The sequence below is a fragment of the Geodermatophilus tzadiensis genome (assembly GCF_003002915.1).
Taxonomy (GTDB): Bacteria; Actinomycetota; Actinomycetes; order Mycobacteriales; family Geodermatophilaceae; genus Geodermatophilus; species Geodermatophilus tzadiensis.
The window spans coordinates 83009-107449 of sequence record NZ_PVTG01000010.1; the positions used below are offsets into that span (position 1 = coordinate 83009).

Below are 24441 nucleotides of genomic sequence, written 5' to 3' on the forward strand. Positions count from 1 at the left end.
GCGCCCCTGGAGGTCGCCCGATGAGTGTCGCCCCCCATTCCGCCGGCGAGGTCGTCACGCCGGACTCCTGCACGCACCTCACCGGCCGCGACCACGTCGCGTCCCTGACGGCGGCGCTGCGCAGCCTCGACGCCTCGGTCGACACGCTCGACCGCTGGGGCGCGCTGCTGGCCGACGTGCTGTGCGGGGAGACGCGCGGGCGGCTGCTCGCGGCGGGCAACGGGGGCAGCGCCGCCCAGGCGCAGCACCTCACCGCCGAGCTGGTGGGCCGCTACCGCGCCGACCGGCCGCCGTTCTCGGCCATCTGCCTGACGGCGGAGACCTCGTCGCTGACGGCGATCGCCAACGACTACCCGGCCGACGAGCTGTTCGCCCGCCAGGTCGAGGCGCACGGCCGGGCCGGCGACGTGCTGGTGCTGCTGTCGACGTCGGGCCGCTCGCCCAACGCCGTCGCCGCGGCCCGGCGCGCCCGCGAGTGCGGCATCACCGTCCTGTCGATCACCGGGCCGGCGCCCAACCCGCTGGCGGCGGCCTCCGACGAGGCGGTCTGCATCGACTCGCCGTGGACGGCGACCGTGCAGGAGTGCCACCTGGTCGCCCTGCACCTGCTGTGCGCCGCCTTCGACGCCGCGGTGCTCGCCGAGCCCGCGCGGGTGCCGGTCAGCCGGATCGGGGTGGTGCAGTGAGCGCCGGACCGCTGGTCGTCGTCGGCGACGCGCTGCTCGACGTCGACCTGGTCGGCACCGCGTCGCGGCTCACGCCCGACGCGCCGGTGCCCGTGGTCGAGGACCTGGAGACCCGCGAGCGCCCCGGCGGCGCGGCGCTGGCCGCGGTCGTCGCCGCGCAGGCCACCGACCGCGAGGTCGTGCTGGTGGCCCCGCTGGCCGACGACGAGGGCGCGGCGCGGCTGCGGGCGCTGCTGGCCGGGCGGGTGCGGCTGGTCGCCGTCCCGGCCACCGGCGGCACGGCGGTCAAGCGGCGGGTGCGCGTGGGCGACCACTCGGTGGTGCGCCTGGACAGCGGCTCGCCCACCGTGGTCCTCGGCGAGCTCCCGGACGAGGCGCGGGAGGCCGTCCGCGGTGCCGCCGCGGTGCTCGTCGCCGACTACGGCCGCGGCACCACCGCCGACGCGGGCGTCCGCGAGCTGCTCGGTGAGGCCGGCGGCCCGGTGGTCTGGGACCCGCACCCGCGCGGCGCCGACCCGCTGCCCACCGTGCGGCTGGTGACCCCGAACGGCGCCGAGGCCGCCCGGGTGGCCGCCGGCGCCGGCGTGCCCGCCGACGGCGACGGCCTGGCCGCCGTGGGCGCCCGGGCCGAGGCGCTGATCCGGCACTGGGGCGTCGGCGCGGTCGCGGTCACCCTGGGCGCCCGGGGCGCGCTGCTGTCCTACGGCGAGGGCGCGCCCATGGTGGTGCCCGCGGTGCCGGTCACCGGCGGCGACCCGTGCGGCGCCGGTGACTCCTTCGCCGCCGCGGCCGCGCTGACCCTGGCCGACGGCGCGGTGACCGGGGAGGCGGTGGCGGCCGCCGTCGCCTTCGCCGGGCGCTTCGTCGCCGCGGGGGGGGCCTCGGCGTGGGACGCCCCGGCGGAGCGGGAGCCGGACCTGGCCGCCGAGGACGGGGTGTCGGCGCTGCTGGCCCGCGTGCGCGGCGCCGGGGGCACCGTGGTGGCCACCGGGGGCTGCTTCGACCTGCTGCACCCCGGGCACGTGGCCACGCTGCGCGCCGCCCGCGGGCTGGGCGACTGCCTGGTCGTGTGCATCAACTCCGACGACTCCGTGCGCCGGCTCAAGGGCCCCTCGCGGCCGCTGGTCACCGCCACCGACCGGGCGCGTGTGCTGGAGGCGCTGGAGTTCGTCGACGCCGTCGTGGTGTTCGAGGAGGACACCCCGGCGCAGGTGCTCGACCGGCTGCGGCCCGACGTCTGGGCCAAGGGCGGCGACTACGCCGGCGCCGACCTGCCCGAGACCGCGGTGCTGCGGCGGTGGGGCGGCCAGGCCGTCGTGCTGCCGTACCTCGACGGCCACTCGACCACCGCCCTGGTCCAGCGTTCCCGCAGCAAGGACCCCGTTCTCCCCACGCTTCGCAAGCTCAGCGCGGGACCCGGAACGGGGCCGTGAGTGCACGGCCGACGGCGGTCGTGCTGCGGCCGCTGGGGCTGGGGGACCTGCTCACCGGGGTCCCGGCGATCCGGGCGGTGCGGGCGGCGGTGCCCGACCACCGGCTGGTGCTGGCGACGACGACCGCGCTCGCGCCGCTGGCCGGGCTGGTCGACGCCGTCGACGAGGTGCTGCCCGCGCGCGAGCTCGAGCCGCTGGACTGGTCCGGGCCGCCGCCGGAGCTCGCCGTCGACCTGCACGGCAAGGGGCCGGCCTCGCACGTCGTCGTGGCCGACCTGCACCCGCAGCGGCTGCTGACCTTCGCCAGCCCCGGCTACCCCGGCCCGACCTGGTACCCCGACGAGCACGAGGTGCGGCGCTGGTGCCGGCTGGTGTCCGAGGGTCTGGGCGTCGACGCCGACCCCGACGCCCTCGACCTCGCCGTCCCGGCCGTGCCCCCGCCGGTGACCGGGGCCGCGCTGGTGCACCCCGGCGCCGCCTTCCCCGGCCGGCGCTGGCCGCCCGAGCGGTTCGCCGCCGTCGCCCGGTGGCTGGCCGGCGCCGGGCACGACGTCCGCGTCACCGGCGGGCCGGCCGAGCGCGACCTGGCGCTCGCCGTGGCCGAGGACGCCGGGCTGGGGGAGGAGGCGGTGCTCGCCGGCCGCACCACCACCCTCGAGCTGGCCGCCACCGTCGCCGCGGCGCGGGTGGTCGTCAGCGGCGACACCGGCGTCGCGCACCTGGCGAGCGCCTACCGCCGCCCGTCGGTGGTGCTCTTCGGGCCGGTGTCCCCGGCGCTGTGGGGGCCGCCGCCGCGCGGGCAGCACGTCGTCCTCTGGCACGGCGACGGCACCGGCGACCCGTGGGGCACCGGGCTGGACCCGGCCCTGGCGCGGATTCCCGTCGACGAGGTCACCGGGGCGCTGGAGGACCTCCTGGCGCGCGGCGGCCACGATCAGGTGACCTGATCGTGGCGCGTCCGACCCGACCGTGGGACGTCGGGTCGGACGCGCTGCGGTGCGGGAGGACGACGCTCAGCGCTGCCGGAGGGCGTCGAAGAGGACGCCCTGGAAGTCGGTCGGGTCGACCGCCGAGTACGCCGCGCCGCCGGTGGCCTCCGCGATCCGCTCCAGCGCCGCGATGTCAGCGTCCGGGCCGAGCGCGACACCGATGACCTTCACCGGCCGCTCGGGGTCGGCCTCGTCCTGCAGGGTCTGCAGCAGCGCGTCCAGCGAGGTGCCGTCGTCGTCGTTGGTGCCGTCGGTGACCACGAGCACGCTGTTCACCGCGGTCGGGTCGAAGTCCGAGCGGGCCGCGCGGACCGCGTCCAGCGTGGTGTCGTACAGGCCGGTGCCCCCGGGGCTCAGCCGGTCGGGGATGGTGTCGAGCTCGGCGTCGAGCAGGTCGCGCTGGCTGCTGCCCTCGACCTCCGACTCCAGCGCCCGCGTGGGCACCGCCTCGGTCCAGTCCCGGTCCTCCTCCAGCTCGTGGGCGAAGAACCACAGGCCGAGCGCGAAGTTGCCCGGCACCAGCGTGAGCGTGCTCTTGGCGGCGTCGCGGGCCAGGGTGGCCCGGGTGCCGTCGCCCGCGGGCGCCTCCATGGAGGTCGAGATGTCGAAGACGGTGAGGATCCGCGACGGCGCGGCCAGGCTGGACAGCTCGGTGAGCAGCCCCTGCACCTGCTCGGCGTCGACCTCCACGGCCTCGGGCGCCTCCTGCGGCACGGACTCGCCGGCGTCGGTGGGTGCGGTGCCCTCCGCGTCGCGGAACCCGGCACCCAGGACGGCGGTGCGCGCGGTCGCCGAGGTCAGTGTCCGGACGACGGCGTCCACGGCCGAGCGCTCCTCCTCCGACGGGCCCCCGACGCGCAGGACCGGGTAGTCCAGCCGCGGCGACCCCTCCGAGGGGTAGACCGGCACGAGCTGCGAGTCGGCCGCCTCCCGGGTGGTGGCGACCACCTCCTGCTCGCTCACCGGCACCAGCGGCGCGTCGGCCGCGCCCGACCCCGCCGCCTCCAGCGCGTCGGCGGGGCTGACGGAGGGGCCGCGTCGGGCGGCCAGCACCGCCTGGACGACGGCGTTGTCGGCGGACTCGTCGCCGCCGAGGGAGGTGCGCAGCGCGGCGAGCGCGGACAGCCCCTCGGCGCTCTCGGCGAGGTCGGGCACCGCGACCGGGCGGACGCCGCTGAGCGCCTCGGCCCAGGACGGCGGCTCGGCGCCCCAGCCGAGCTCGTCGACGGCCGCCCGGCTGGTGCCCAGGACCACCGGCGAGGTGGCCATCGAGCCCGACGACTCCAGGTCGGCGTCGGCCGCCCGGACGGTCCACAGCGAGCTGTCGGGCACCCACACCTGCGGCAGCGCCGCGGCCTCGAGCGCCTGCAGGTCGCCGACGGTCTGCAGCGGCTCCTGCGCGGTCACCTCGGCGCCGGCGCAGGTGCCGTCGCCGAGGTCCTGGGGCTCGGCGAGCAGGTCCTGCGCGACCGGGGCGAGCTCCGGGGCGACGGTGACCCGGACGGTGCGCGTCTCGTCGCAGCCCCCGCCGGACCCGGCCAGCCACCACACCAGACCGCCGGCGACCAGCGCGACCACGACCAGGGCGACGACGAGGGCGACGGGCGTGGGGCGGGCCGGCAGTCGGCGCGCGGAGGTGGTGTCGGCGTGGCGGCCCATGATCGCTCTCCGTGAGTGTCCGGTCATCAGGCGTGCCCACGACGCCGGGCACCAGGGTAGAGGCGATCCGGGTCCCGCTGCCGCGCGGGAGGAGGACCCCGCGGTCCGCGGGCGCGGGGGTCAGCTCGCCCGCAGGGCCGCCGTCCGGCGCTGCGCGGCGAACCAGGCGACGGTCCGGCGCAGGCCCTCCTCGGAGGGCACCGTCGGCCGCCAGCCGAGCAGCTGCTCGGCGCGGGTGGTGTCCGGACGGCGCACCTTGGGGTCGTCGACCGGCAGGTCGACGAACGAGATCGGCGACGACGACCCGGTCAGCTCCACGATCCACTGCGCCAGCCGCAGCATGGACAGCTCGTCGGGGTTGCCGACGTTCACCGGCCCGGGCTGGTCGGAGAACGCCAGGGCCAGGATGCCGCGCACCGTGTCGTCGACGTAGCAGATGGAGCGCGTCTGCGAGCCGTCGCCGGCCACGGTCAGCGGCTTGCCCGACAGCGCCTGCCCGACGAACGCGGGGATGGCGCGGCCGTCGTCGGGGCGCATCCGCGGGCCGTAGGTGTTGAAGATCCGCACGATGCCGGTGTCGGTGCCCTTGGACGTGCGGTAGGCCGTCGTCATCGCCTCGCTGAAGCGCTTGGCCTCGTCGTAGACGCCGCGGGGGCCCACCGGGTTGACGTTGCCCCAGTACTCCTCGCGCTGCGGGTGCTCCAGCGGGTCGCCGTAGACCTCCGAGGTCGACGCCAGCACGTACCGGGCGCCCTTCTCGTGCGCCAGGCCGAGGGTGTGCAGCGTGCCGAGGCTGCCGACCTTGAGCGTCTCGATCGGCATCCGCAGGTAGTCCAGCGGACTGGCCGGGGAGGCGAAGTGCAGCACCAGGTCGACGTCGCCGGGCACGTGCACGTAGTCGGTGACGTCGCAGCGCACCAGCCGGAACCCGGGGTGCTCCAGGAGGTGGACGACGTTCTCGGGCGACCCGGTGAGGAAGTTGTCCAGGCACACCACCTCGACGCCCCGGTCGAGCAGCTGCTCGCACAGGTGCGAGCCGAGGAACCCGGCGCCGCCGGTCACCACCGCCCGCCGGATCGTCCGCGCCGCGTGCACCATCGCTGCTCCCGTCCTCTGGCCGTCCCCTCCGCAGGGCCCCCCGCTGCCCTACCCGGAGATCAACTCCCGACACTTCGGGAGCTGAGTGTCCACCGTGCAGGGAGCCGCGAGAGGGACCCGACTACTGCAGGTAGCCCTCGACCTCGGACCTCGGGCGCACCTCGGCGCTGTCGGGGTCCTCGTCGTACTGCCGCTTGGCGTCCCGCTGGCGGATGAGGTCCCAGAGCTGGTCCCGCTCCTCCTCGATCTGCCGGAGACGGGCGCGCTGCTCCTCGGTGTGGTCCCCGCCGTCCCGGAGCCGGTGCTCCTCCTCGACCAGCGCGTCGATGCGGCTGCGGATCTCGCTGTCGTCCATGACCGGTCCCTGCCCGGCGCAGCGGAGGCGAAACGGTCAGGGCCCGGGCACCCAGCCCTCGACGAAGGCGGCCAGCCGGCGGGTGACGGCGCCCCCGGCCCGGCCCAGCGCGAGCAGCGCCGCCCGGTCCAGGGGCACCCGGACGGTCCGCCGGCCCGGGACGGCGGTGCGCACCGCGTGCCCGGCGGCGACCAGCTCGGGCCAGGGCCGCGCCAGCTGCGCCCGCACGCGGTCGAGCGCGGCGGCCGTCGGCCCGGCGTTGCCCTCGACCATCGCGGTGACGAACGCGGGGTCGCTGCCGATCACGCGGGTGCCGTCACGGAAGCTCCCGGCCGCCAGCGCCAGCGCGAGCGGCCCCGCCTCGCCGGCCGCCGCGGCCAGCGCCGCGGCGAGCAGGTGCGGCACGTGGCTGACGGCGGCCACCGCGTCGTCGTGCTCGGCGGCGGTCACCGGCACCACCTCGGCGCCCGCGGCCAGGGCCACCTCGGCCGCGCGGAGCCAGCGCGGCAGCTCGGTGCCCGGCTCCAGGCACAACGCCCAGCGCGCGCCCCGGAACAGGCCGGGGTCGGTGGCCTCGTGACCGGACCGCTCGGTGCCGCACATCGGGTGGCCGCCGACGAAGCGGCTGCCCAGCGCCGCGCCGACGGAGGCCAGCACCGGGCCCTTCACCGAGCCCAGGTCGGTGACCGTGGCGGCCGGGTCGACGTCGACGCCGTCGAGGGCGGTGGCCATCGCCGGCAGCGGGACGGCGAGGACGACGACACCGGCGAGCCCCCGGGTGACCGCCACGCCGCGCGCGGCCGCCGCCTCGCGCGCCGCCGGGTCGACGTCCCACCCGCGGACCTCGCGCCCGGCGGCCACCAGCGCCGCGGCCAGCGATCCGCCCAGCTGGCCGAGGCCGACGATCCCGACCGGCGGCGCGGCCGTCGTGGGCACCGGCAGGGTCACACCGTCCCCCAGGGGCGGTCGGTGCGGAAGACCCGGGCCAGCGCGGTGCCCACCAGCCGGCCGTCCTCGCCGCGGGCGTCGATCCGGTAGACGGCGGTGCGGCTGCTGCGGTGCAGCTCGGTGCCCTCGGCGACCAGCCGCTCGCCGGGCCGGCCGGGGTGCAGGAACTCCGTGTGCACGTCCTGGGCCACCGCGACCGTGCCGTGGCTGTTGCTCACCGCGGCGTGCACGACGTCGAGCAGCGCCATCGTCGCGCCGCCGTGCGCGGTCCCGACGGCGTTGAGCAGGTGCGGGCCCACCGTCATCGACGCCCGGGCGTACCCGGGCCGGACCTGCTCCAGCTCGATGCCCAGGTGGACCGCCAGCGGGTCGGCGGCGAGCCGGGCGAGGAGGGCGGGGTCGACGTCGGCTCCGTCGTCCGGTGCGGGATCGGCCATGATCGGAGGCTATGCCGTGCTCCCCGCGCCCCTGGTCCCCGACGTGACGCCGCGGTCGTTCCTGCTCACCCCCGAGCTCGGCGACTACGTCCGGGCCAGCTCCGCGCCCCTCGACGAGGTGGCCGCGGACCTGGTGGCCGAGACCGCCGCCCTGGCCGAGCGCGGGCAGGCGCCGGCCACCTTCCAGATCGCCGCCGAGCAGGGCGTGCTCATGCAGCTGCTCACCCGTGCCCTCGGCGTCCGCCGCGCGATCGAGATCGGCACCTTCACCGGGTTCTCGGCGCTGTGCATCGCCCGCGGCCTCCCCGAGGACGGCAGCCTGCTGTGCCTGGACCGCAGCGAGGAGTGGACCGCCGTCGCCCGCCGGTACTGGGCGCGGGCCGGCGTCGCCGACCGCGTCGAGCTGCGGCTGGGCGAGGCGCTCGAGCAGCTGCGGGCGCTGCCCGCCGAACCGGTCTTCGACCTGGCCTTCGTCGACGCGGACAAGACCGGCTACCCCGCCTACGTCGACGAGCTGCACCCCCGGATGCGGCCGAACGGGGTGGTGCTGCTGGACAACACGCTGCGCAGCGGCCGGGTGCTCGACCCGCAGAGCGACGACGACCGGGCGCTGGTCGCGCTCAACGCCGCGCTGGCCACCGACCCGCGGTTCGAGACGGTGCTGCTGCCGCTGGCCGACGGCCTGACCGTGCTGCGGGTCCGGTGAGCGCCGCCGACGCGGCCGCGGCGCCGTCGAGCTGGGCGGTGCGGGTCGGCCGCCCGGACGGCCGCTGGCGGGTGGAGCTGCTGGCCGCCGACGCCGGTGACGAGCTGCCGGTGCTGGAGCGGGCGCTGGGCGAGCCGGGCACGGGGGAGTGGCCGCCGCCGTTCGTCGTGGTCGTCGACTCGCGGCTGTACTTCGTGGTGCTGCGGCACGGCCCGGGCGGGATGGTCCGGGCGCTGATCTCCGACGCCACCATGCAGGAGTGGGTGCTCGGCGCCGAGGTGGTGGAGCGCTACGGCATCGCCGTCGACGAGGACGGCGCCTTCGACGACGACGAGACGGGCTGGCCGGGAGGGGACCTCGACGTGTTCGCCGACGACGGCCTGCCCGCCGACCAGCTGCGGCCGATCGTGACCGCCGACGACCTGTGGGCCGACGAGATGGTCGCCCGCATCGCCGCCCGGTTGGGCTTCGCCGACGAGCTGGCCGCGGCGGTGCGGGCGTGACCGCGACCGTGCGCGCCGTCGTCTTCGACCTCGGCGGCGTGATCACCGAGAGCCCGATGCTCGCCTTCGCCGCCTACGAGCGCGAGGCGGGGCTGCCCGAGGGGCTCATCCGCCGGCTCAACAGCACCGACCCCGACACCAACGCCTGGGCGCGCTACGAGCGCAACGAGCTCGACGTCGAGGGGTTCGTCGACACCTTCGAGGCCGAGGCGCTGGCCGCCGGGCACCGCGTGGACGCCCGGCGGGTGCTCGCCGCGCTGCACGGCGAGCTCCGCCCGGAGATGGTGGCGGCGGTGCGGGCGCTGCGCGCCGCGGGCCTGCCGCTGGGGATGCTGTCGAACAACGTCGCGCCGATGGAGCGCACCGGGCGGCTGGCCGAGCTGCTCGACCTGTTCGACGCCGTCGTCGAGTCCTCGGTCGAGGGCGTGCGCAAGCCCGAGCCGGAGATCTACCGGCGGGCGCTGGCCCGGCTGTCGGAGGCGGTGGGCCGCGAGCTCGCCTTCGCCGACTGCGCCTACCTCGACGACCTGGGCATCAACCTCAAGCCGGCCCGCGCGCTGGGCATGCACACGGTCAAGGTCGTCGACCCGGCCGACGCGCTGGCCGAGCTGTCCGCGCTGACCGGCGTCCCGCTGGCCGGCGCGCGGGCGTGACCAGGCCGGCCGACGACGCCGTCGACGCCGCGATGGCCCGGGCGCTGGAGCTGGCGGCCGCGGCGCAGGGGTGGGGCGACACGCCCATCGGCGCCGTCGTCCTCGGCCCCGCCGGGACCGTGCTGGCCGAGGCGGCCAACGAGCGCGAGCGCACCGGCGACCCCACCGCGCACGCCGAGGTGCTGGCGCTGCGCGCCGCCGCCCGGGTGCACGGCGACGGCTGGCGGCTGACCGGCTGCACGCTGGTGGTGACCCTCGAGCCGTGCACGATGTGCGCCGGTGCGAGCGTGCTGGCCCGGGTGGCGCGCGTGGTCTACGGCGCCGACGACCCGAAGGCCGGCGCCGTCGGGTCGCTGTGGGACGTCGTCCGCGACCGCCGGCTCAACCACCGGCCGCAGGTCACCGCGGGGGTGCGGGCCGAGGAGAGCGCGACCCTCCTACGCGCCTTCTTCCGCGCCAGGCGGGGCCTGTAGTCTCTCCGGCGGTGGCGTGTCCGAGCGGCCGAAGGAGCACGCCTCGAAAGCGTGTGAGGTGCAAGCCTCCGTGGGTTCAAATCCCACCGCCACCGCCAGCAGGACCCGACGGCGGCGCCCCACCCGGGGCGCCGCCGTCGTCGTGTCCGGGCCCGGTGCCGCTCAGGCGACGACGTCGAGGTCGATGAGCAGCCGGCCGTCCTCGCCGCGGACGAAGGTCACCGCGTGCGTCTCCACCCGCCGCTCCCCGGGGTTGAGGAACTCGACGTCGGTGGTGGCGGTGACGGTGTCGCCCTGGTCGCTGACGTCGCGCACGTCGAGCAGGTCGACCTCCGACCAGCGGCCGAAGAAGTCCGCGTAGTAGTCGTAGCTCGCCCGCGACCGCAGTGTCGGGCCGGTGAGCTCGTAGGCCCCGGCGGTGTCGCCGGGCAGCAGCTCGTAGTACTGCTCCAGCGTCTGCTGCGCCGCCGTCGCCGGGTCGGCGGCCGCGGACGTCGCGGTCGGCGCGGGGGACTCCGAGCTCGCCTCGGCGGAGGTCTGCTCCGCCGACGGCGACGGGGTCTCCGGCCCGGCGGTGTCCGCCGGGGCCCCGTCGCTCGCCTCACCCGTCGCGCCACCGGTCGCCGAGGGCGCCGCGGACGACGAGGTCCCCGCGCCGGCCTGCGGGTCGGCGCCGTCGTCGCGCAGGCCCGCCCACGCCAGCACGCCGGCGATCGCCAGGGCCACCAGGGCGAGCAGCGCCACCAGCCGCGGACGGCGCCGGCGCGGCCGGGGGCCGACCAGCGGGCCGGAGCGCTCGGCCGGCGCCGGTCCGGCGGCGGGCAGGTCGGTGCGGGTGTCGCCCCGGGGCGCGGTCCCGGCCTCGGTCGAGGGCTCGGGCTGGGCCATCGGCACGGGCGGGCCGGCGGGCGTGGGCGGGGAGACCGGCGGCAGGGGGGCCCCGGGCGTCGCCGTCGCGTCGGGGCGCGCGGCCTCCGTGGGTCCCGGCCGCAGGTCCGTGCGCGCCAGCAGCACCGTCGTCGTGTCGCCGTCGCGGCCGGCGGCGAGCTTGGCCAGCTCGTCGCGCACCTCGGTCATGCCCGGCCGGGCCGCCGGGTCGGCGGCGAGCATCCGGGTCAGCGGCCGGGTCAGCGACCCCGCCCGCCGCGGCGGCCGGACCTCCCCGCCGGCCACCTTGTGCAGCAGGCGCAGCGCGTTGTCGTCCATCCCGAACGGCGGCTGGCCCTCCAGGCAGGTGTAGAGCGTCGCGCCGAGCGAGAACACGTCGCTGGCCGCGGACATCTCCACGCCCTGCGCGACCTCGGGCGCCAGGAAGGCCGGCGTCCCGGTGATCTGGCCGGTCTGCGTGAGCGTGACGTCGCCCGCGGCGTGCGAGATGCCGAAGTCGGTGATCTTCACCAGGCCCTGGACGCGCGGGCCCTCGCCGATGAGCACGTTGCCCGGCTTGACGTCGCGGTGCACGATCCCCGCCGCGTGCACGGCGGCCAGCGCGTCGGCCAGCTGGGCGCCGATCTGGGCGACCTGGTCGTGCCGCAGCACGCCCTCCTGGGTGAGCACCGCGGCCAGGCTGCGCGAGGGCAGGTACTCCATGACCAGGTACGGGATGCCGTCCTCGAGCACGACGTCGTAGACGGTGATGGCGTGCGGGTGGCTGAGCCGGGCGGCGATGCGCCCCTCCCGCAGGGCGCGCTGCCGCTGCTCGTCGCCGAGGCCGGGGCTGGTGCCCGCCGGCAGCAGGATCTGCTTGACGGCGATCTGCCGGCCGAGCAGCTCGTCGCGGCCGAGCCAGACCGAACCCTGACCGCCGCCGCCGATCTGCGTGAGCAGCCGGTAGCGGGCCGCGACGAGGCGGCCCGGGGCGGTGGTGGTCACCGGAGCGCCTTACCCCCGGGAGCGGTCCGGTCGAACCTGCAGGTCAGACCGAACTGGGGACGCCGTAGCGGCGGGCGTACTCCTCCTGCGCGCCGGAGGGAAGCGCGTCGTACAGCTCGCCGAGCTCGGCCACCGCGTCGGGCGCCAGGTCGTCGAAGAGCCGCTCCCAGGTGGGCGGCTCGTCGTAGCTGCGGGTGAGCAGCAGCTCCCACGCCTGTGCCTGGCGGTCGCGCTTGCTGCGCTCGGCCACGAACTCCGAGAGGTAGCGGTCCTTGGCCGCCGCCTTCTCCTCGCGGGTCGCCGAGGGCGGCAGCCCGGCGGGGTCGGCGCCGTGCAGGACGGCCACGATGGCCGCCACGACCTCCGGTCTGACCTGCCCCGGATCGCTCATCCGTCCTGCCTCCTCCTCGCCCCGGGACCAGCTGCGTGTGTCGTCGCCTCGGTGAGGCGTGCGGTGTGGACGCCCTCGCTGACGTCCGACGGGACGGCGCGGGGTCGTCGCACACTCCCGTGAGGGGTCCAGCCTGCCCCGTGCCGGGCGCGCGGACCACCCGGGGCGGCACGCGGTGTCCGCCGGGCCCCGGACGACGGTCCGCTACCATCGGCGGGCACGGGAGGATTCGCCTAGTGGCCTATGGCGCTCGCTTGGAAAGCGGGTTGGGGGCAACCCCTCGGGAGTTCGAATCTCCCATCCTCCGCACGTCGGCGACGGGCCCCGGCAGGCAGCCGGGGCCCATCGCCGTTCAGGCCCCCGTCGCCTCGACCGCCCGGCCCCGGCCCCGGCCGCCCAGCTCGCGCAGGTAGAGCCCCGAGACGGCGGCCAGCAGCAGCAGCCCCCCGGCGGCGGCGGCCGGCGCCAGGCGCTCACCGAGGAACACCGTGGCCAGGACGGTCGCCGTCAGCGGCTCGAGCAGCGTGACGATCGACACCACCGCACCCGGCACGCTGCGCACCCCGGTGAAGAACAGGCCGTAGGCCAGCGCGCTGGGCACCAGCCCGAGGTAGAGCAGCACGGCCAGCGCCACCCCGTCGGTCGGGACGGTCAGCCCCTCGGCGAGGACGACCGGCGTCAGCAGCAGCGCCCCGAGCACGAACCCGACGAGGGTGACCGGGGTGCCGGCCGGCACCCCGCCCCCGGACAGCGTGACGACGGCGTAGCCCAGCGCCGAGCCGGTGGCCGTGAGTGCGCCGAGCAGCACCGTCGTCCCGGTGTCGGCGCCCGCGGAGACGCCGACGAGCAGGGTGAGCCCGACGAGGGCGACGCCGAGCACGAGGAGGGTCGCGCGGCTGGGCCGGCCGTGCCCGAGCAGCGCGCCGCCGACGGCGACGAGCAGCGGCGCCACGCCGAGGGCGACCAGCGTGGCGATGCTCACGCCGGCCAGGGCGACCGCGGAGAAGAAGGCGAGCTGGTAGGCGGCCAGCCCGGCGCCGATGAGGACCAGGCGGACGGCGACCGGGCGGGTCACCCGGACGGCCGGACCGCAGCGCCGGCCGCCCACCGCCCAGGCCGCCAGCAGGGCCACCGCGCCGATGGCGAGGCGGTACCAGGCGATGTCGAGGGCGGACAGGCCGCTGCGGTCGGCGACGACGCGGCCGGACAGGCCCGCGGTGCCCCAGCACAGCGAGGCGAGGACGACGAGCAGGAAGCCGCGGTCGGCCGCGGAGGACCGGCGGCGGACGGCGGGGGACGAGGAGGGGGACGAGGCGGTGGACATGACGCTCCTGGGCGCTGGTGCCGGACGGGGAGGCGGTCCGGAGCACGGCGCAGCGGCGGCCGGCGGGCGCGCCGGCCGCGGGTCTCAGCCCGCGGTGCTCCGGGTCAGGAGCGGGGCGGGGGCAGGACGAGGGCGCGCCGGGGCGTCATGGGGCCGGAGCCTACTGGCCGGCGTCCTCTACAGTGGTGCGCAGACCCCTCGTGTGGCGTCACCCTGTGAACCTCCCCAGGGCCGGAAGGCAGCAAGGATAAGCGGGCTCTGGCGGGTGCGCGGGGGGTCCCTTCTTTCCCCCGGACGGTCGGCGACCCGCCGCCCGGCTTCCCTCCGACGACGACGGCACGGCACCCTGTGCTTGAAACGTCAAGGAGAGGAGCCCGCCGTGGCCCGTCGTCGTCGCGTGTGGTGGGTCGTCGGGGGCGCCGTCACGCTGCTCGTGCTCGGCCTGGTCCTCGGCCCGCTGGTGTACGCCGCGTTCCAGGAGGACGCCGCGGCCGCCCCGACCGTGCAGGCCCAGCCCTCCGACGTCGAGCTGGCCGCCGACACCGACGGCACGTGGACCGTCGGCCCCGGCTCGTCGGCCGGGTACCGCGTCGACGAGGTGCTCAACGGCGCGAACGTGACCGTGGCCGGCACCACCGACCAGGTGACCGGCTCGGTCGTCGTCGAGGGCGGGGACCTGGCCACGGCCGAGGTCACGGTCGACGTCGCCGGCATCCGCACCGACGTCGGGCAGCGGGACGGCTACTTCCGCGACGGCGTCATGGAGGTCGGCACCTGGCCCACCGCGACGTTCGCCGTCCAGGGTCCGGTCGACCTGCCCGAGCTGACCGGCACGCCGGTGACCGTCCCGGTGACCGGCGAGCTCACCCTGCGCGACACGACGCGGCCGGTGCGGACCGAGCTGGCCGTCGTCCGCACGGCCGAGGGCGTCGAGGTCTCCGGCGCCGTCCCGGTGGTCTTCGCCGACTTCGGCATCACCCCGCCGGACCTGGGCTTCGTCCGGGTCGAGGACCGCGGCCAGGTGGAGTTCCTGCTCCGGCTGGCGCAGTGACGCGTCCGGCGTCCGGGTGCTGCCGGGACGTCACCCCGGGCACGTAACCTCGCCGCGTGGCTCTGGCGCTCTACCGGAAGTACCGCCCGGCGACCTTCGCCGAGGTGGTCGGCCAGGAGCACGTGACCTCCCCGCTGGTCAACGCCGTCGACGGCGGCCGGATCAACCACGCCTACCTCTTCAGCGGCCCGCGCGGCTGCGGCAAGACGTCCTCGGCGCGGATCCTGGCCCGCTCGCTGAACTGCGAGCAGGGCCCGACGTCGACCCCGTGCGGAGTGTGCGCGTCCTGCGTCGCGCTGGCGCCCGACGGCCCCGGGTCGCTCGACGTCATCGAGATCGACGCGGCCAGCCACGGCGGTGTCGACGACGCCCGCGACCTGCGCGAGCGGGCGTTCTTCGCCCCGGTGAGCAGCCGCTACAAGGTCTACATCGTCGACGAGGCGCACATGGTGACCACGCAGGGCTTCAACGCCCTGCTCAAGGTGGTCGAGGAGCCGCCGGAGTTCCTGGTGTTCGTCTTCGCGACGACGGAGCCGGACAAGGTGCTCCCCACCATCCGCTCGCGCACCCACCACTACCCGTTCCGGCTGGTCCCGCCGACGACGCTGCGCGGGCTGCTGGAGAAGACCTGCGCCGCCGAGGGCGTGCAGGTCGAGCCCACGGTCTTCCCGCTGGTGGTGCGGGCCGGCGGCGGGTCGGTGCGCGACTCCCTGTCGATCCTCGACCAGCTGCTGGCCGGCGCCGGGCCCGAGGGCGTCACCTACGCCGGCGCCGTGGGCCTGCTCGGCGTCACCGACGACGCGCTGCTCGACGAGGCCATCGACGCGCTGGCCGCCTCCGACGCACCGGGCGTCTTCCGTGCCGTGGACCGGGTCGTCGAGGCCGGCCACGACCCGCGCCGGTTCGCCACCGACCTGCTCGACCGGCTCCGTGACCTCATCGTGCTCGACGCCGTCCCCGACGCCGGCGGCAACGGGCTGCTCGACTGCCCGCCCGACCGGCTGGACCTGATGAGCCAGCAGGCCCGCGCGCTGGGCTCGGCGACGCTGTCGCGGATGGCCGACACCGTGCACGAGGGCCTCACCGAGATGCGCGGGACGACGGCGCCCCGGCTGCTCCTCGAGCTGGTCTGCGCCCGGATGCTGCTGCCGGCCACCGACGACTCCGCCGCCGCGACGCTGCAGCGCCTCGAGCGACTGGAGCGGCGGCTGTCGATCGCCGGTGGCGGCGGCGCGGTCGCCGACGTCCCCGCGGACGTCCCGCCGGTCCGCGAGCCGGCCCGGCCCGCCCCCGCGCGGGAGGACCCCGCCCCCGCCGAGCGCGGCGGCCCGTCCCGGCGGGAGTACGTCCGCCCGTCGCAGCGCACCTCGGCGCCGGCTCCCCAGCAGGCCCCCCAGCAGGCCCCGGCCCCCCAGCGGGCCCCGGCTCCCCAGCCGGCACCGGCCGCCCCGGCTCCGGCTGCCGCGGCCGCTTCCGCCGGTGACGACTGGCCCGAGACGACCGCGCCCGGCTCCGCGGCGCCCCGACCGGCGCAGCCGGCCCCCGCCGCGGACGACGACTGGCCCGAGACCACCCCGCCAGGGTCGGGGGCCGGCCGTCCGGCGACGCCCCCGGCGCCGGCGGCCCGTGCCGGCGCGCGGGTGGCCACCGGCGAGCCGGACATCCCGCTGCCGCCCGAGCCCACCGACGACGAGGACTGGCCGCACGCCGCCCAGCCGGCCGCCGCCCGCGCCGCCGCGGACCGGGTGGCCCAGCCGCGCCCGCCGGCCTCGCCCCCGCGGGCGGCCGCGGAGTCCACGCCCGCCCCGCGCGGCGGGGAGCCGACGCCGGTGGTGTCGGCCGACCCCGAGGGTGCCGCCGCGGGTGGCGCCGGGGGCGACGGCGCGCTGACCACCAGCGACGTGCGGCGGGTGTGGCCCGAGCTGCTCGCCGTCGTCAAGCGGCACAAGCGCACCACCGAGGCGCTGCTGAAGAACGCCCAGGTGCACGAGCTGCGCGCCGGCGTGCTCACGCTGTCCACGGCCTCGCCCGCGCTCGCCCGCCGGATCGGCGACGACCTCAACAAGGACGTCCTCCGCGAGGCGCTCAACGAGCTGCTCGGGGTGCGCTGGAAGGTCGAGGCGGTCGTCGAGGGGGCGGCCGGCACCGGCGGCAGCCGCGGCGGCGGGGTGACGCCGGAGGTGGCCCGCGAGGCCGCCCGCGCCGCCGAGGCCGCCGAAGCGCGGGAGCTCCTCGCCGAGCGGGCCGCGGAGACCACCGCCGACGGCGAGCGGGAGCACGTGCCGGCGGTCGACCCGGAGCAGGCCGCCCTGGCGCTGCTGCGGGCCCAGCTCGGCGCCCGGCCGGTCGACTCCTGACCCGCCACCGGGCCGCCGTCCCCCGGATGTCGGTGCGGCGGCCTACGCTCGACGCATGTTCCCCGGTGGTGGCCAGCCCGACCTGCAGGCGATCCTCCAGCAGGCCCAGCAGATGCAGCAGGCGCTGGCCGCCGCGCAGGAGCAGCTGGCCGCCGAGGAGGTCACCGGCTCGGCCGGTGGGGGTCTGGTCACCGCCACGATGACCGGCGACGGCGAGCTGGCCGCCGTCACCATCGCGCCGGCCGCCGTCGACCCCGACGACCTGGAGACGCTGCAGGACCTGGTCGTCGCCGCGGTCCGGGACGCCTCCCGCCTGGCGAGCGAGCTGACCGCCGACCGCATGGGCCCGCTGGCCGGCGGCCTGGGCGGTGGCCTGCCCGGTGGCGGCCTGCCCGGCGCCGGCGGCGTCCCCGGGCTGCCCGGCGCCTGACCGGCGCCCGCCCACCCGACTTCTCGAGGAGCACCGTGTACGAGGGGGCCGTCCAGGACCTCATCGACGAGCTCGGCCGCCTGCCCGGCGTCGGGCCGAAGAGCGCCCAGCGCATCGCCTTCCACCTGCTGGCCGCCGAGTCCGCCGACGTCGGCCGGCTCGTCGCCGCCCTGCAGCGCGTGCAGGCCGAGGTCCGCTTCTGCGTGACCTGCTACAACGTCGCCGAGGCCGAGCAGTGCCGGATCTGCCGCGACCCGCGCCGCTCCGACGACGTCATCTGCGTGGTCGAGGAGCCCAAGGACGTCGTGGCGATCGAGCGCACCCGCGAGTTCCGCGGTCGCTACCACGTGCTCGGCGGCGCGATCAGCCCCATCGAGGGCGTCGGCCCCGACGACCTGCGGGTCAAGGAGCTGATGACCCGGCTGATGGACGGCGCGGTGACCGAGCTGATCATCGCCACCGACCCCAACCTCGAGGGCGAGGCGACGGCGGCCTACCTCGCCCGGCTGGTCGGCCCCCTCGGGCTGGCGGTGTCCCGGCTGGCCAGCGGCCTGCCGGTGGGCGGCGACCTGGAGTACGCCGACGAGATCACGCTGGGCCGGGCGTTCGAGGGCCGCCGCCGCATCGACGCCTGAGTAAGGACCCCCTCGCCCCCCACCCCTCGCTCCGCTCGGGGCGGGCCCCTGCGAGGGGGCCGTCCCATCCCCTCACTGGCTCGCGTCGGGGCCCTGCAGCGGGGCCGTTCCAGCACGTCACTCCGCTCGGGGCGGGTCCCTGCGAGGGAGCCGTTCCATCCCCTCGCCTTGCTCGCGGCGGGCCCCTGCAGGGGGGCCGACCGCCGCCAGCGGCGGGCTCCTGCAGCGCGGCCGCACGTCGTCCCCGCGCTGGTGGGGGCGGTGTCGGCAAGGTCACAGGATGGTGTCGATGGGCTGGCGCGGCTCACGACCCGCCGCTGCGCGGACCTAGGGTCCGACGCACGTCCGCGTGGCCTCCCGCCGTGCGGCCGCCCCAGTCGCAGACACCCGGCCCCGCGTGGGGTCGAGAAGGCAGGTCTCCCGCGATGCAGCGTCGACCACAGCGTGTGCTGGCCGCCTCGGCGGCGGCACTCACCGCCCTCACCCTGGCCGCCTGTGCCTCGAGTGACCGGGACTCCGGCTCCGGCGAGGGGGGAGGCGAGGAGGCGCAGTCCGGGGGCACCCTCGTCTTCGGCGCGGCCGGCGACCCGGCCATGTTCGACCCGGCCTTCGGCAGCGACGGCGAGACCTTCCGCGTCGCCCGCCAGATCCACGAGGGCCTGCTGACCAACGAGCTCGGCGGCACGGAGCCGGTCCCGCAGCTGGCCGAGGACTACGAGGTCAGCGAGGACGGCCTCGAGTACACCTTCGCCCTCCGCGAGGGCGTGAAGTTCCACGACGGCACGGACTTCAACGCCGAGGCGGTCTGCTTCAACTTCGACCGCTGGTACAACTTCGAGGGCCTCGCCCAGAGCCCCAGCGCGTCGTACTACTACCAGGCGGTCTTCGGCGGCTTCGCCAGCACGCCGGACACCCCGAGCATCTACGAGAGCTGCGAGGCCACCGACGAGAACACCGCGGTGATCCGGCTGACCCAGGTCACCTCGAAGTTCCCGGCCGCCCTGTCGCTGCCCGCGTTCTCCATCCAGAGCCCCACGGCCCTGCAGGAGTACGACGCCGACAACCTGTCCGGCAGCGAGGACGCGCTCAGCTACTCCGAGTACGCCCTGGAGCACCCGACCGGCACCGGTCCGTTCAAGTTCGAGAGCTGGGACCGCGGCAACGGCGAGGTCACCATCGTCCGCAACGAGGACTACTGGGGCGACCCGGCGCTGCTCGACGAGATCATCTTCCGGACGATCTCCGACCAGAACACCCGCCGGCAGGAGCTGCAGGCCGGCTCGATCGACGGCTACGACTTCGTGGCCCCGGCCGACTACCAGACGCTGGAGGACGAGGGCCTGCAGGTCCTCGTGCGCGACCCGTTCAACATCCTCTACCTGGGCTTCAACGGCGGGAACGTGCCCGGCACGAGCGCCAACCCGGCGCTGAAGGACCTGCGGGTGCGCCAGGCGATCGCGCACGCCATCGACCGCGAGACGATCGTGAACTCGCTGCTGCCCGAGGGTGCCGAGGCCGCCACGCAGTTCATGCCGCCGACCGTCGACGGCTGGGCCGACGACGTCACCACCTACGAGTACGACCCCGACCGCGCCCGGCAGCTGCTGCAGGAGGCCGGCGCCGAGGGGACGACGCTGCGGTTCTTCTACCCGACCGAGGTCAGCCGGCCCTACCTGCCGGACCCGGCGGCGCTGTTCCAGGTGATCAACCAGAACCTCATCGACGCCGGCTTCACCGTCGAGCCGACCGCGCTGCCGTGGAACCCGGACTACCTCAACGCCGTCCAGGCGGGCCAGGCCGACATCCACCTGCTCGGGTGGACCGGTGACTACAACGACGCCTACAACTTCATCGGCACGTTCTTCGCCGAGGCGTCGAACGGCCAGGCGTCGGCCGAGTTCGGGGCGTTCAGCAACCCGGAGATCTTCGCCGCGCTCGCCCAGGCCGACGCCGAGCCCGACGCGAGTGCCCGCACCGAGCAGTACCAGGAGGCCAACCGGCTGATCATGGACTACCTGCCCGGTGTCCCGATCTCGCACTCCCCGCCGGCGCTCGTGGTGGCCGAGAACGTCCAGGGTCTGGAGCCGAGCCCGCTGACCGCCGAGGTCTTCTCGACGGTCTCCCTCAGCGACTGAGAAAGGACCCCCTCGCCCCCCACCGCTCGCAGGCTCGCGGCGGGCCCCTGCACGGGGGCCGCCGCGAGCCTGTCCGGGCGGTCCGCCGCTCCCTGAGAGGGAACCCGAGGACGTGCTCCGCTTCGTCGTCCGGCGGCTCCTGCAGCTGATCCCGATCCTGCTGGGGCTGTCGGTGCTGCTCTTCGCCTGGCTGCGGGCGCTGCCCGGCGGCCCGGCCCAGGCCGCCCTGGGTGAGCGCGCCACACCCGAGGCGATCGCCCGCTATAACGAGCTGTTCGGTCTCGACCAGCCGCTCTACGTGCAGTACCTGCGCTTCCTCGGCCGCGCCGTCCAGCTGGACTTCGGCAACTCCGCGCGCACCGGCCGCCCGGTGACCGAGGAGTTCCTCGAGCGGATGCCCGGCACGATCGAGCTGACCCTCTTCGCCATGGTCTTCGCGATCGGCGTCGGCATCCCGCTGGGCTACCTGGCCGCGCGCCGGCACGGCAGCTGGCTGGACTCCGCGTCGGTCATCGGCTCGCTGCTGGGCGTGGCCATCCCGGTGTTCTTCCTGGCCTACCTGCTGCGCCTGCTGTTCGCCGTCGAGCTCGGGTGGCTGCCCGGCTCGGGCCGCCAGGAGGTGCGCATCGACGCCACCCGGATCACGAACTTCTACGTCCTCGACGGTCTGCTCACCCGCGAGTGGGACGCCGCCTGGGACGCCTTCACGCACCTCGTGCTGCCCGGGATCGCCCTGGGCACCATCCCGCTGGCGATCATCGTCCGGATCACGCGGGCCTCGGTCCTCGACGTGGTCAACGAGGACTACGTCCGGACGGCGAACGCGAAGGGCCTGGCGACGTCGACCGTCCGCCGCCGGCACGTCATCCGCAACGCGCTGCTGCCGGTCGCGACGACGATCGGCCTGCAGACCGGCCTGCTGCTGTCCGGGGCGGTGCTCACCGAGTCGGTGTTCGCCTTCGGCGGCGTCGGCTCGGCGATCTTCGACGCGATCTTCGCCCGGGACTTCGCCGTCCTGCAGGGCTTCATCCTCATCCTGGCGGTGGTCTACGTCCTGGTGAACCTGCTGGTCGACATCTCCTACGGCCTGCTCGACCCGAGGGTGAGGGTCCGATGAGCGCGCGAGGCGGACGGGGGCAGAGCCGGTGACCGCGATCGGCGACGTGCGCCGGCGGCGCATCGACGAGCTGGCCGCACGCGCGGGGCAGGTGCCCGAGGGCGAGGGCGGCGTCTCGCTCACCAAGAGCGCCTTCCGGCGGCTGCGGCGCAACCCGGTGGCGATCACGGGCGCGGTCATCGTGGTCGTGTTCCTGGTGGTGGCCGCGTTCGCACCGCTGCTGGCCCCCCGCGACCCCCTGGCACAGACGCTGCTCGGCGAGATCCGGCCCGGCTTCATCCCGGGGGCCCGGGAGGGCTTCCCGCTAGGTGCCGACGAGCTGGGCCGCGACCTGCTGTCCCGGCTGATCGTCGGCTCCCGTCAGTCGCTGCTGATCGGCGTGGTGTCCACCGTGCTCGGCGTCGTCGTCGGCATGGCGCTGGGCGTCCTGGCCGGGGCGTTCGGCGGCTGGGTGGACACCGTCGTCATGCGCTTCATCGACATCATCCTGTCCATCCCGAGCCTGCTGATGGCCATCAGCATCTCGGTGCTCCTGGGCCAGAACCAGTGGTCGCTGGTGATCGCCATCGCGGTCACCCAGGTGCCGGTCTTCGCCCGGCTGCTGCGCGGCTCGATGCTGGCCCAGCGCGGCAGCGACTACGTCCTGGCCTCGCAGGCCCTCGGCATCAAGCGCAGCCGGATCGTGTTCGGCCACGTCCTGCCGAACTCCCTGTCCCCGCTGATCGTCCAGGCGACGCTGTCGCTGGCGACGGCGATCATCGAGGCCGCCGCGCTGTCCTTCCTCGGACTCGGCGACCCCGACCTCGCCCGGCCCGAGTGGGGCGCCATGCTGTCCAACGCGCAGGACTTCCTGTCCGTCCGGCCGGAGCTGGCGATCTACCCCGCGCTGTGCATCATCGTCGTCGCCCTCGGTTTCACGCTGCTGGGCGAGTCGCTGCGCGAGGCGCTCGACCCGAAGTTCCGGAGGTGACCGGCGTGATCATCGAGGACGTGCCACCGGACGCCGTCGACCGCAGCGGCCGGCCGGTGCTGGAGGTCGACGAGCTCACCGTCACCTTCCGCCGCCGGGGCGAGCAGCCGATGCGCGCCGTCGACGGGGTCAGCTTCGCCGTGGCCCCGGGGGAGACGGTCGGCCTGGTGGGGGAGTCCGGCTGCGGCAAGTCGGTCACCTCGCTGGCGGTCATGGGACTGCTGCCCCGCCGCGGCGTGCAGGTCGGCGGCTCGGTCCGGCTCGACGGCCGGGAGCTCGTCGGCGCGCCGGACCGGGCGCTGCGCGAGCTGCGCGGCGCGGACATGGCGATGGTGTTCCAGGACCCGCTGTCCTCGCTGAACCCCACGGTGCCGATCGGCACCCAGGTCACCGAGGTCCTGCTCGAGCACCGCGACCTCTCGCGCAAGGACGCCACCGCGCAGGCGACCGACCTGCTCGACCGCGTCGGCATCCCCGACCCGGCCCGCCGGCTCAAGGAGTACCCGCACCAGCTCTCCGGCGGCATGCGGCAGCGGGCGCTGATCGCCATGGCGCTGGCCTGCCGGCCGCGGCTGCTCATCGCCGACGAGCCGACGACGGCCCTCGACGTGACCATCCAGGCGCAGATCCTCGAGCTGCTGCGGGAGCTCGTCGTCGACTCGGGGACGGCGCTGGTGATGATCACCCACGACCTCGGCGTGGTCGCCGGGCTCTGCGACCGCGTGCACGTCATGTACTCCGGCAAGATCATCGAGTCCGCCGACCGGCACGAGCTGTTCGCCCGGCCCCGCCAGCCCTACACCGGCGGGCTGCTCGCCTCGGTGCCCCGCCTCGACGGCGTGCGCGGCGCCCCGCTGCACCCCATCCGCGGGTCGGCGCGGGACGTGATCCCGTGGGCCGAGGGCTGCGCCTTCGCGCCGCGCTGCGACCACGCGCAGGACGACTGCCTCACCGAGGTCGCCGGCAGCACGGTCCCGCTGGAGTACGACGGCCCCGGCCGCGAGCTGCGCTGCCGCCACCCGCTGGAGTACCCGAGGTCCCCCGCGGGGGCCACTGCCGCCGGAGCCGCCCGATGACCGCCGACCCGCTGCTGCGCGTCGAGGGCCTGCAGGTCCACTTCCCGATCAAGCGGGGCGTGTTCGTCGACCGGACGGTCGGGCACGTGCGGGCCGTCGACGGCGTCGACCTCGCCGTCGAACGCGGGTCGACCTACGGCCTGGTCGGCGAGTCCGGGTGCGGGAAGTCGACGCTGGGACGCGCGGTGCTGCGGCTGGTCGAGCCCACCGCCGGGCAGGTGTGGTTCGACGGCACCGACGTCGCGTCGCTGTCCGGCGAGCCGCTGCGGCAGATGCGCCGGCGCATGCAGATGGTCTTCCAGGACCCGCTGGGCAGCCTCGACCCGCGGCAGGACGTGGAGTCGCTGCTGTCCGAGCCGCTGCACGCCCACGGCCTCGGCGGCGGCAAGGCCGGCATCGCCGAGCGGGTGCGCACGCTGCTCGACGCCGTCGGCCTGCCCAGCGCCGCGCTGCGCCGCTACCCGCACGAGTTCTCCGGCGGGCAGCGCCAGCGCATCGGCATCGCCCGGGCGGTCGCGCTCGAGCCCGACCTGCTCATCGCCGACGAGCCGGTGTCGGCTCTCGACGTCAGCGTGCAGGCGCAGGTGCTCAACCTGCTCGAGGAGCTGCAGGAGCGGCTCGGGCTGACCTACCTCGTCATCGCGCACGACCTCGCCGTCGTCCGGCACATCAGCGACGTCGTCGGCGTCATGTACCTCGGGTCGCTGGTGGAGCAGGCGCCGGCCGACGACCTCTACGCCCAGCCGCTGCACCCCTACACCCGGGCGCTGATGAGCGCCGTGCCGGTGCCCGACCCCGTCGTGGAGGAGAGCCGGGAGCGCATCCTGCTGGCCGGCGACCTGCCCTCGCCCGCCGACCCGCCCAGCGGCTGCCGCTTCCACACCCGCTGCCCGTGGCGGCAGGAGACCCGCTGCGACGACGAGGTGCCCGTGCTGCGGGAGCTCGGCACGGGGCACCTGGTCAGCTGCCACTGGGCCGAGGAGATCCGCGACGGCGTCCTCACGCCCCGCAGCGCGGAGGAGGTCGCCGCCACCATGGGCGTCTCGATCCGGGCGACCGGCGCGGAGAACCCGGAGAGCGACGCACTGGTGCAGGGCCTCGACGCCCCGATCGAGCGTCGCTGACCCAGGCACAGGAGGCTCT

At 76.1% G+C, this 24441-nt stretch carries 24 protein-coding genes, 2 tRNA genes and 1 other RNA gene; 19 read left to right on the forward strand and 8 right to left on the reverse strand.

Annotated elements, in window-relative coordinates; genetic code table 11:
- Positions 1-20 precede the first annotated feature (20 nt).
- From LY71_RS13805 to LY71_RS13815, 3 genes are read left to right on the forward strand one after another with little or no spacing between them, the layout of a single operon-like run.
- The gene (locus LY71_RS13805; protein ID WP_106278460.1) at positions 21-686 is read left to right on the forward strand and encodes a D-sedoheptulose-7-phosphate isomerase; all 666 of its coding nucleotides are present in this window, start codon (positions 21-23) and stop codon (positions 684-686) included.
- Positions 683-2119: a D-glycero-beta-D-manno-heptose 1-phosphate adenylyltransferase gene (gene rfaE2, locus LY71_RS13810; RefSeq protein ID WP_106278462.1), complete on the forward strand. Its 1437-nt coding sequence runs from the start codon at positions 683-685 to the stop codon at positions 2117-2119. Before LY71_RS13805 ends, rfaE2 begins: the two co-directional genes overlap by 4 nt.
- Positions 2116-3066, forward strand: coding sequence for a glycosyltransferase family 9 protein (locus tag LY71_RS13815; RefSeq protein ID WP_106278464.1), 951 nt, complete (start codon positions 2116-2118; stop codon positions 3064-3066). The genes rfaE2 and LY71_RS13815 overlap by 4 nt, the downstream gene beginning before the upstream one ends.
- 66 nt (positions 3067-3132) lie before the next feature.
- Here LY71_RS13815 and LY71_RS13820 read toward each other — a convergent pair whose 3' ends face one another.
- The 5 genes from LY71_RS13820 to LY71_RS13840 form a co-directional block, all read right to left on the reverse strand.
- Positions 3133-4767, reverse strand: coding sequence for a VWA domain-containing protein (locus LY71_RS13820; RefSeq protein ID WP_106278466.1), 1635 nt, complete (start codon positions 4765-4767; stop codon positions 3133-3135).
- Positions 4768-4887: 120 nt separating this feature from the next.
- Positions 4888-5865, reverse strand: coding sequence for a UDP-glucuronic acid decarboxylase family protein (locus LY71_RS13825; protein WP_106278468.1), 978 nt, complete (start codon positions 5863-5865; stop codon positions 4888-4890).
- A 121-nt stretch (positions 5866-5986) separates the two neighbouring features.
- The gene (locus LY71_RS13830) at positions 5987-6220 is read right to left on the reverse strand and encodes a DUF2630 family protein (protein ID WP_106278470.1); all 234 of its coding nucleotides are present in this window, start codon (positions 6218-6220) and stop codon (positions 5987-5989) included.
- 36 nt (positions 6221-6256) lie between these two features.
- The gene (locus LY71_RS13835; protein WP_245887886.1) at positions 6257-7156 is read right to left on the reverse strand and encodes a prephenate dehydrogenase/arogenate dehydrogenase family protein; all 900 of its coding nucleotides are present in this window, start codon (positions 7154-7156) and stop codon (positions 6257-6259) included.
- Between the two features lie 8 nt (positions 7157-7164).
- On the reverse strand, positions 7165-7605 hold the full coding sequence (locus LY71_RS13840; protein WP_106278474.1) for a PaaI family thioesterase: 441 nt from the start codon (positions 7603-7605) through the stop codon (positions 7165-7167).
- Between LY71_RS13840 and LY71_RS13845 the strand changes: the two genes are divergently transcribed.
- From LY71_RS13845 to LY71_RS13865, 5 genes are all read left to right on the forward strand, one after another.
- Complete coding sequence (locus tag LY71_RS13845; protein WP_106278476.1) at positions 7604-8311, forward strand: O-methyltransferase; 708 nt, start codon at positions 7604-7606, stop codon at positions 8309-8311. The genes LY71_RS13840 and LY71_RS13845 overlap by 2 nt on opposite strands.
- A complete protein-coding gene (locus tag LY71_RS13850; protein WP_106278479.1) occupies positions 8308-8814 on the forward strand; it encodes a tRNA adenosine deaminase-associated protein in 507 nt (168 codons plus the stop codon). Before LY71_RS13845 ends, LY71_RS13850 begins: the two co-directional genes overlap by 4 nt.
- The gene (locus LY71_RS13855; RefSeq protein ID WP_106278480.1) at positions 8811-9467 is read left to right on the forward strand and encodes an HAD-IA family hydrolase; all 657 of its coding nucleotides are present in this window, start codon (positions 8811-8813) and stop codon (positions 9465-9467) included. Before LY71_RS13850 ends, LY71_RS13855 begins: the two co-directional genes overlap by 4 nt.
- Positions 9464-9940, forward strand: coding sequence for a nucleoside deaminase (locus LY71_RS13860; RefSeq protein WP_245887887.1), 477 nt, complete (start codon positions 9464-9466; stop codon positions 9938-9940). The genes LY71_RS13855 and LY71_RS13860 overlap by 4 nt, the downstream gene beginning before the upstream one ends.
- A 10-nt stretch (positions 9941-9950) precedes the next feature.
- Positions 9951-10038 (forward strand) — tRNA-Ser (locus LY71_RS13865).
- A gap of 64 nt (positions 10039-10102) precedes the next feature.
- Here LY71_RS13865 and LY71_RS13870 read toward each other — a convergent pair.
- On the reverse strand, positions 10103-11812 hold the full coding sequence (locus LY71_RS13870) for a serine/threonine-protein kinase (protein ID WP_106278482.1): 1710 nt from the start codon (positions 11810-11812) through the stop codon (positions 10103-10105).
- Between the two features lie 43 nt (positions 11813-11855).
- Positions 11856-12203 carry a hypothetical protein gene (locus tag LY71_RS13875; protein ID WP_091109119.1) on the reverse strand — a complete coding sequence of 116 codons (348 nt, stop codon included), beginning with the start codon at positions 12201-12203 and terminating at the stop codon, positions 11856-11858.
- A gap of 222 nt (positions 12204-12425) precedes the next feature.
- Between LY71_RS13875 and LY71_RS13880 the strand changes: the two genes are divergently transcribed.
- A tRNA-Ser gene (locus LY71_RS13880) sits at positions 12426-12510 on the forward strand.
- 45 nt (positions 12511-12555) lie between these two features.
- Here LY71_RS13880 and LY71_RS13885 read toward each other — a convergent pair.
- The gene (locus LY71_RS13885) at positions 12556-13527 is read right to left on the reverse strand and encodes a DMT family transporter (RefSeq protein WP_106278484.1); all 972 of its coding nucleotides are present in this window, start codon (positions 13525-13527) and stop codon (positions 12556-12558) included.
- A 189-nt stretch (positions 13528-13716) separates the two neighbouring features.
- On the opposite strand from LY71_RS13885, the gene ffs reads away from it, so the two are divergent.
- The 10 genes from ffs (at position 13717) to LY71_RS13935 (ending at position 24422) form a co-directional block, all read left to right on the forward strand.
- Positions 13717-13812: signal recognition particle sRNA small type (ffs, locus tag LY71_RS13890), an RNA gene on the forward strand.
- 94 nt (positions 13813-13906) lie between these two features.
- Positions 13907-14578 carry a YceI family protein gene (locus LY71_RS13895; protein ID WP_106278486.1) on the forward strand — a complete coding sequence of 224 codons (672 nt, stop codon included), beginning with the start codon at positions 13907-13909 and terminating at the stop codon, positions 14576-14578.
- A gap of 56 nt (positions 14579-14634) precedes the next feature.
- Complete coding sequence (locus LY71_RS13900; protein ID WP_106278488.1) at positions 14635-16935, forward strand: DNA polymerase III subunit gamma and tau; 2301 nt, start codon at positions 14635-14637, stop codon at positions 16933-16935.
- Positions 16936-16990: 55 nt separating this feature from the next.
- Positions 16991-17365: a YbaB/EbfC family nucleoid-associated protein gene (locus LY71_RS13905; protein ID WP_106278490.1), complete on the forward strand. Its 375-nt coding sequence runs from the start codon at positions 16991-16993 to the stop codon at positions 17363-17365.
- A 35-nt stretch (positions 17366-17400) separates the two neighbouring features.
- Positions 17401-18000 carry a recombination mediator RecR gene (recR, locus tag LY71_RS13910; protein WP_106278492.1) on the forward strand — a complete coding sequence of 200 codons (600 nt, stop codon included), beginning with the start codon at positions 17401-17403 and terminating at the stop codon, positions 17998-18000.
- Between the two features lie 425 nt (positions 18001-18425).
- A complete protein-coding gene (locus tag LY71_RS13915; protein WP_106278494.1) occupies positions 18426-20135 on the forward strand; it encodes an ABC transporter substrate-binding protein in 1710 nt (569 codons plus the stop codon).
- 112 nt (positions 20136-20247) lie between these two features.
- Positions 20248-21252: an ABC transporter permease gene (locus tag LY71_RS13920; protein ID WP_106278496.1), complete on the forward strand. Its 1005-nt coding sequence runs from the start codon at positions 20248-20250 to the stop codon at positions 21250-21252.
- Between the two features lie 28 nt (positions 21253-21280).
- Positions 21281-22222 (forward strand): ABC transporter permease, encoded by a 942-nt coding sequence (locus LY71_RS13925; protein ID WP_106278498.1) that lies wholly within the window; start codon positions 21281-21283, stop codon positions 22220-22222.
- A 5-nt stretch (positions 22223-22227) separates the two neighbouring features.
- The gene (locus LY71_RS13930) at positions 22228-23298 is read left to right on the forward strand and encodes an ABC transporter ATP-binding protein (protein WP_245887888.1); all 1071 of its coding nucleotides are present in this window, start codon (positions 22228-22230) and stop codon (positions 23296-23298) included.
- A complete protein-coding gene (locus LY71_RS13935; RefSeq protein ID WP_106278500.1) occupies positions 23295-24422 on the forward strand; it encodes an ABC transporter ATP-binding protein in 1128 nt (375 codons plus the stop codon). Before LY71_RS13930 ends, LY71_RS13935 begins: the two co-directional genes overlap by 4 nt.
- The last annotated feature ends 19 nt before the right edge of the window (positions 24423-24441 follow it).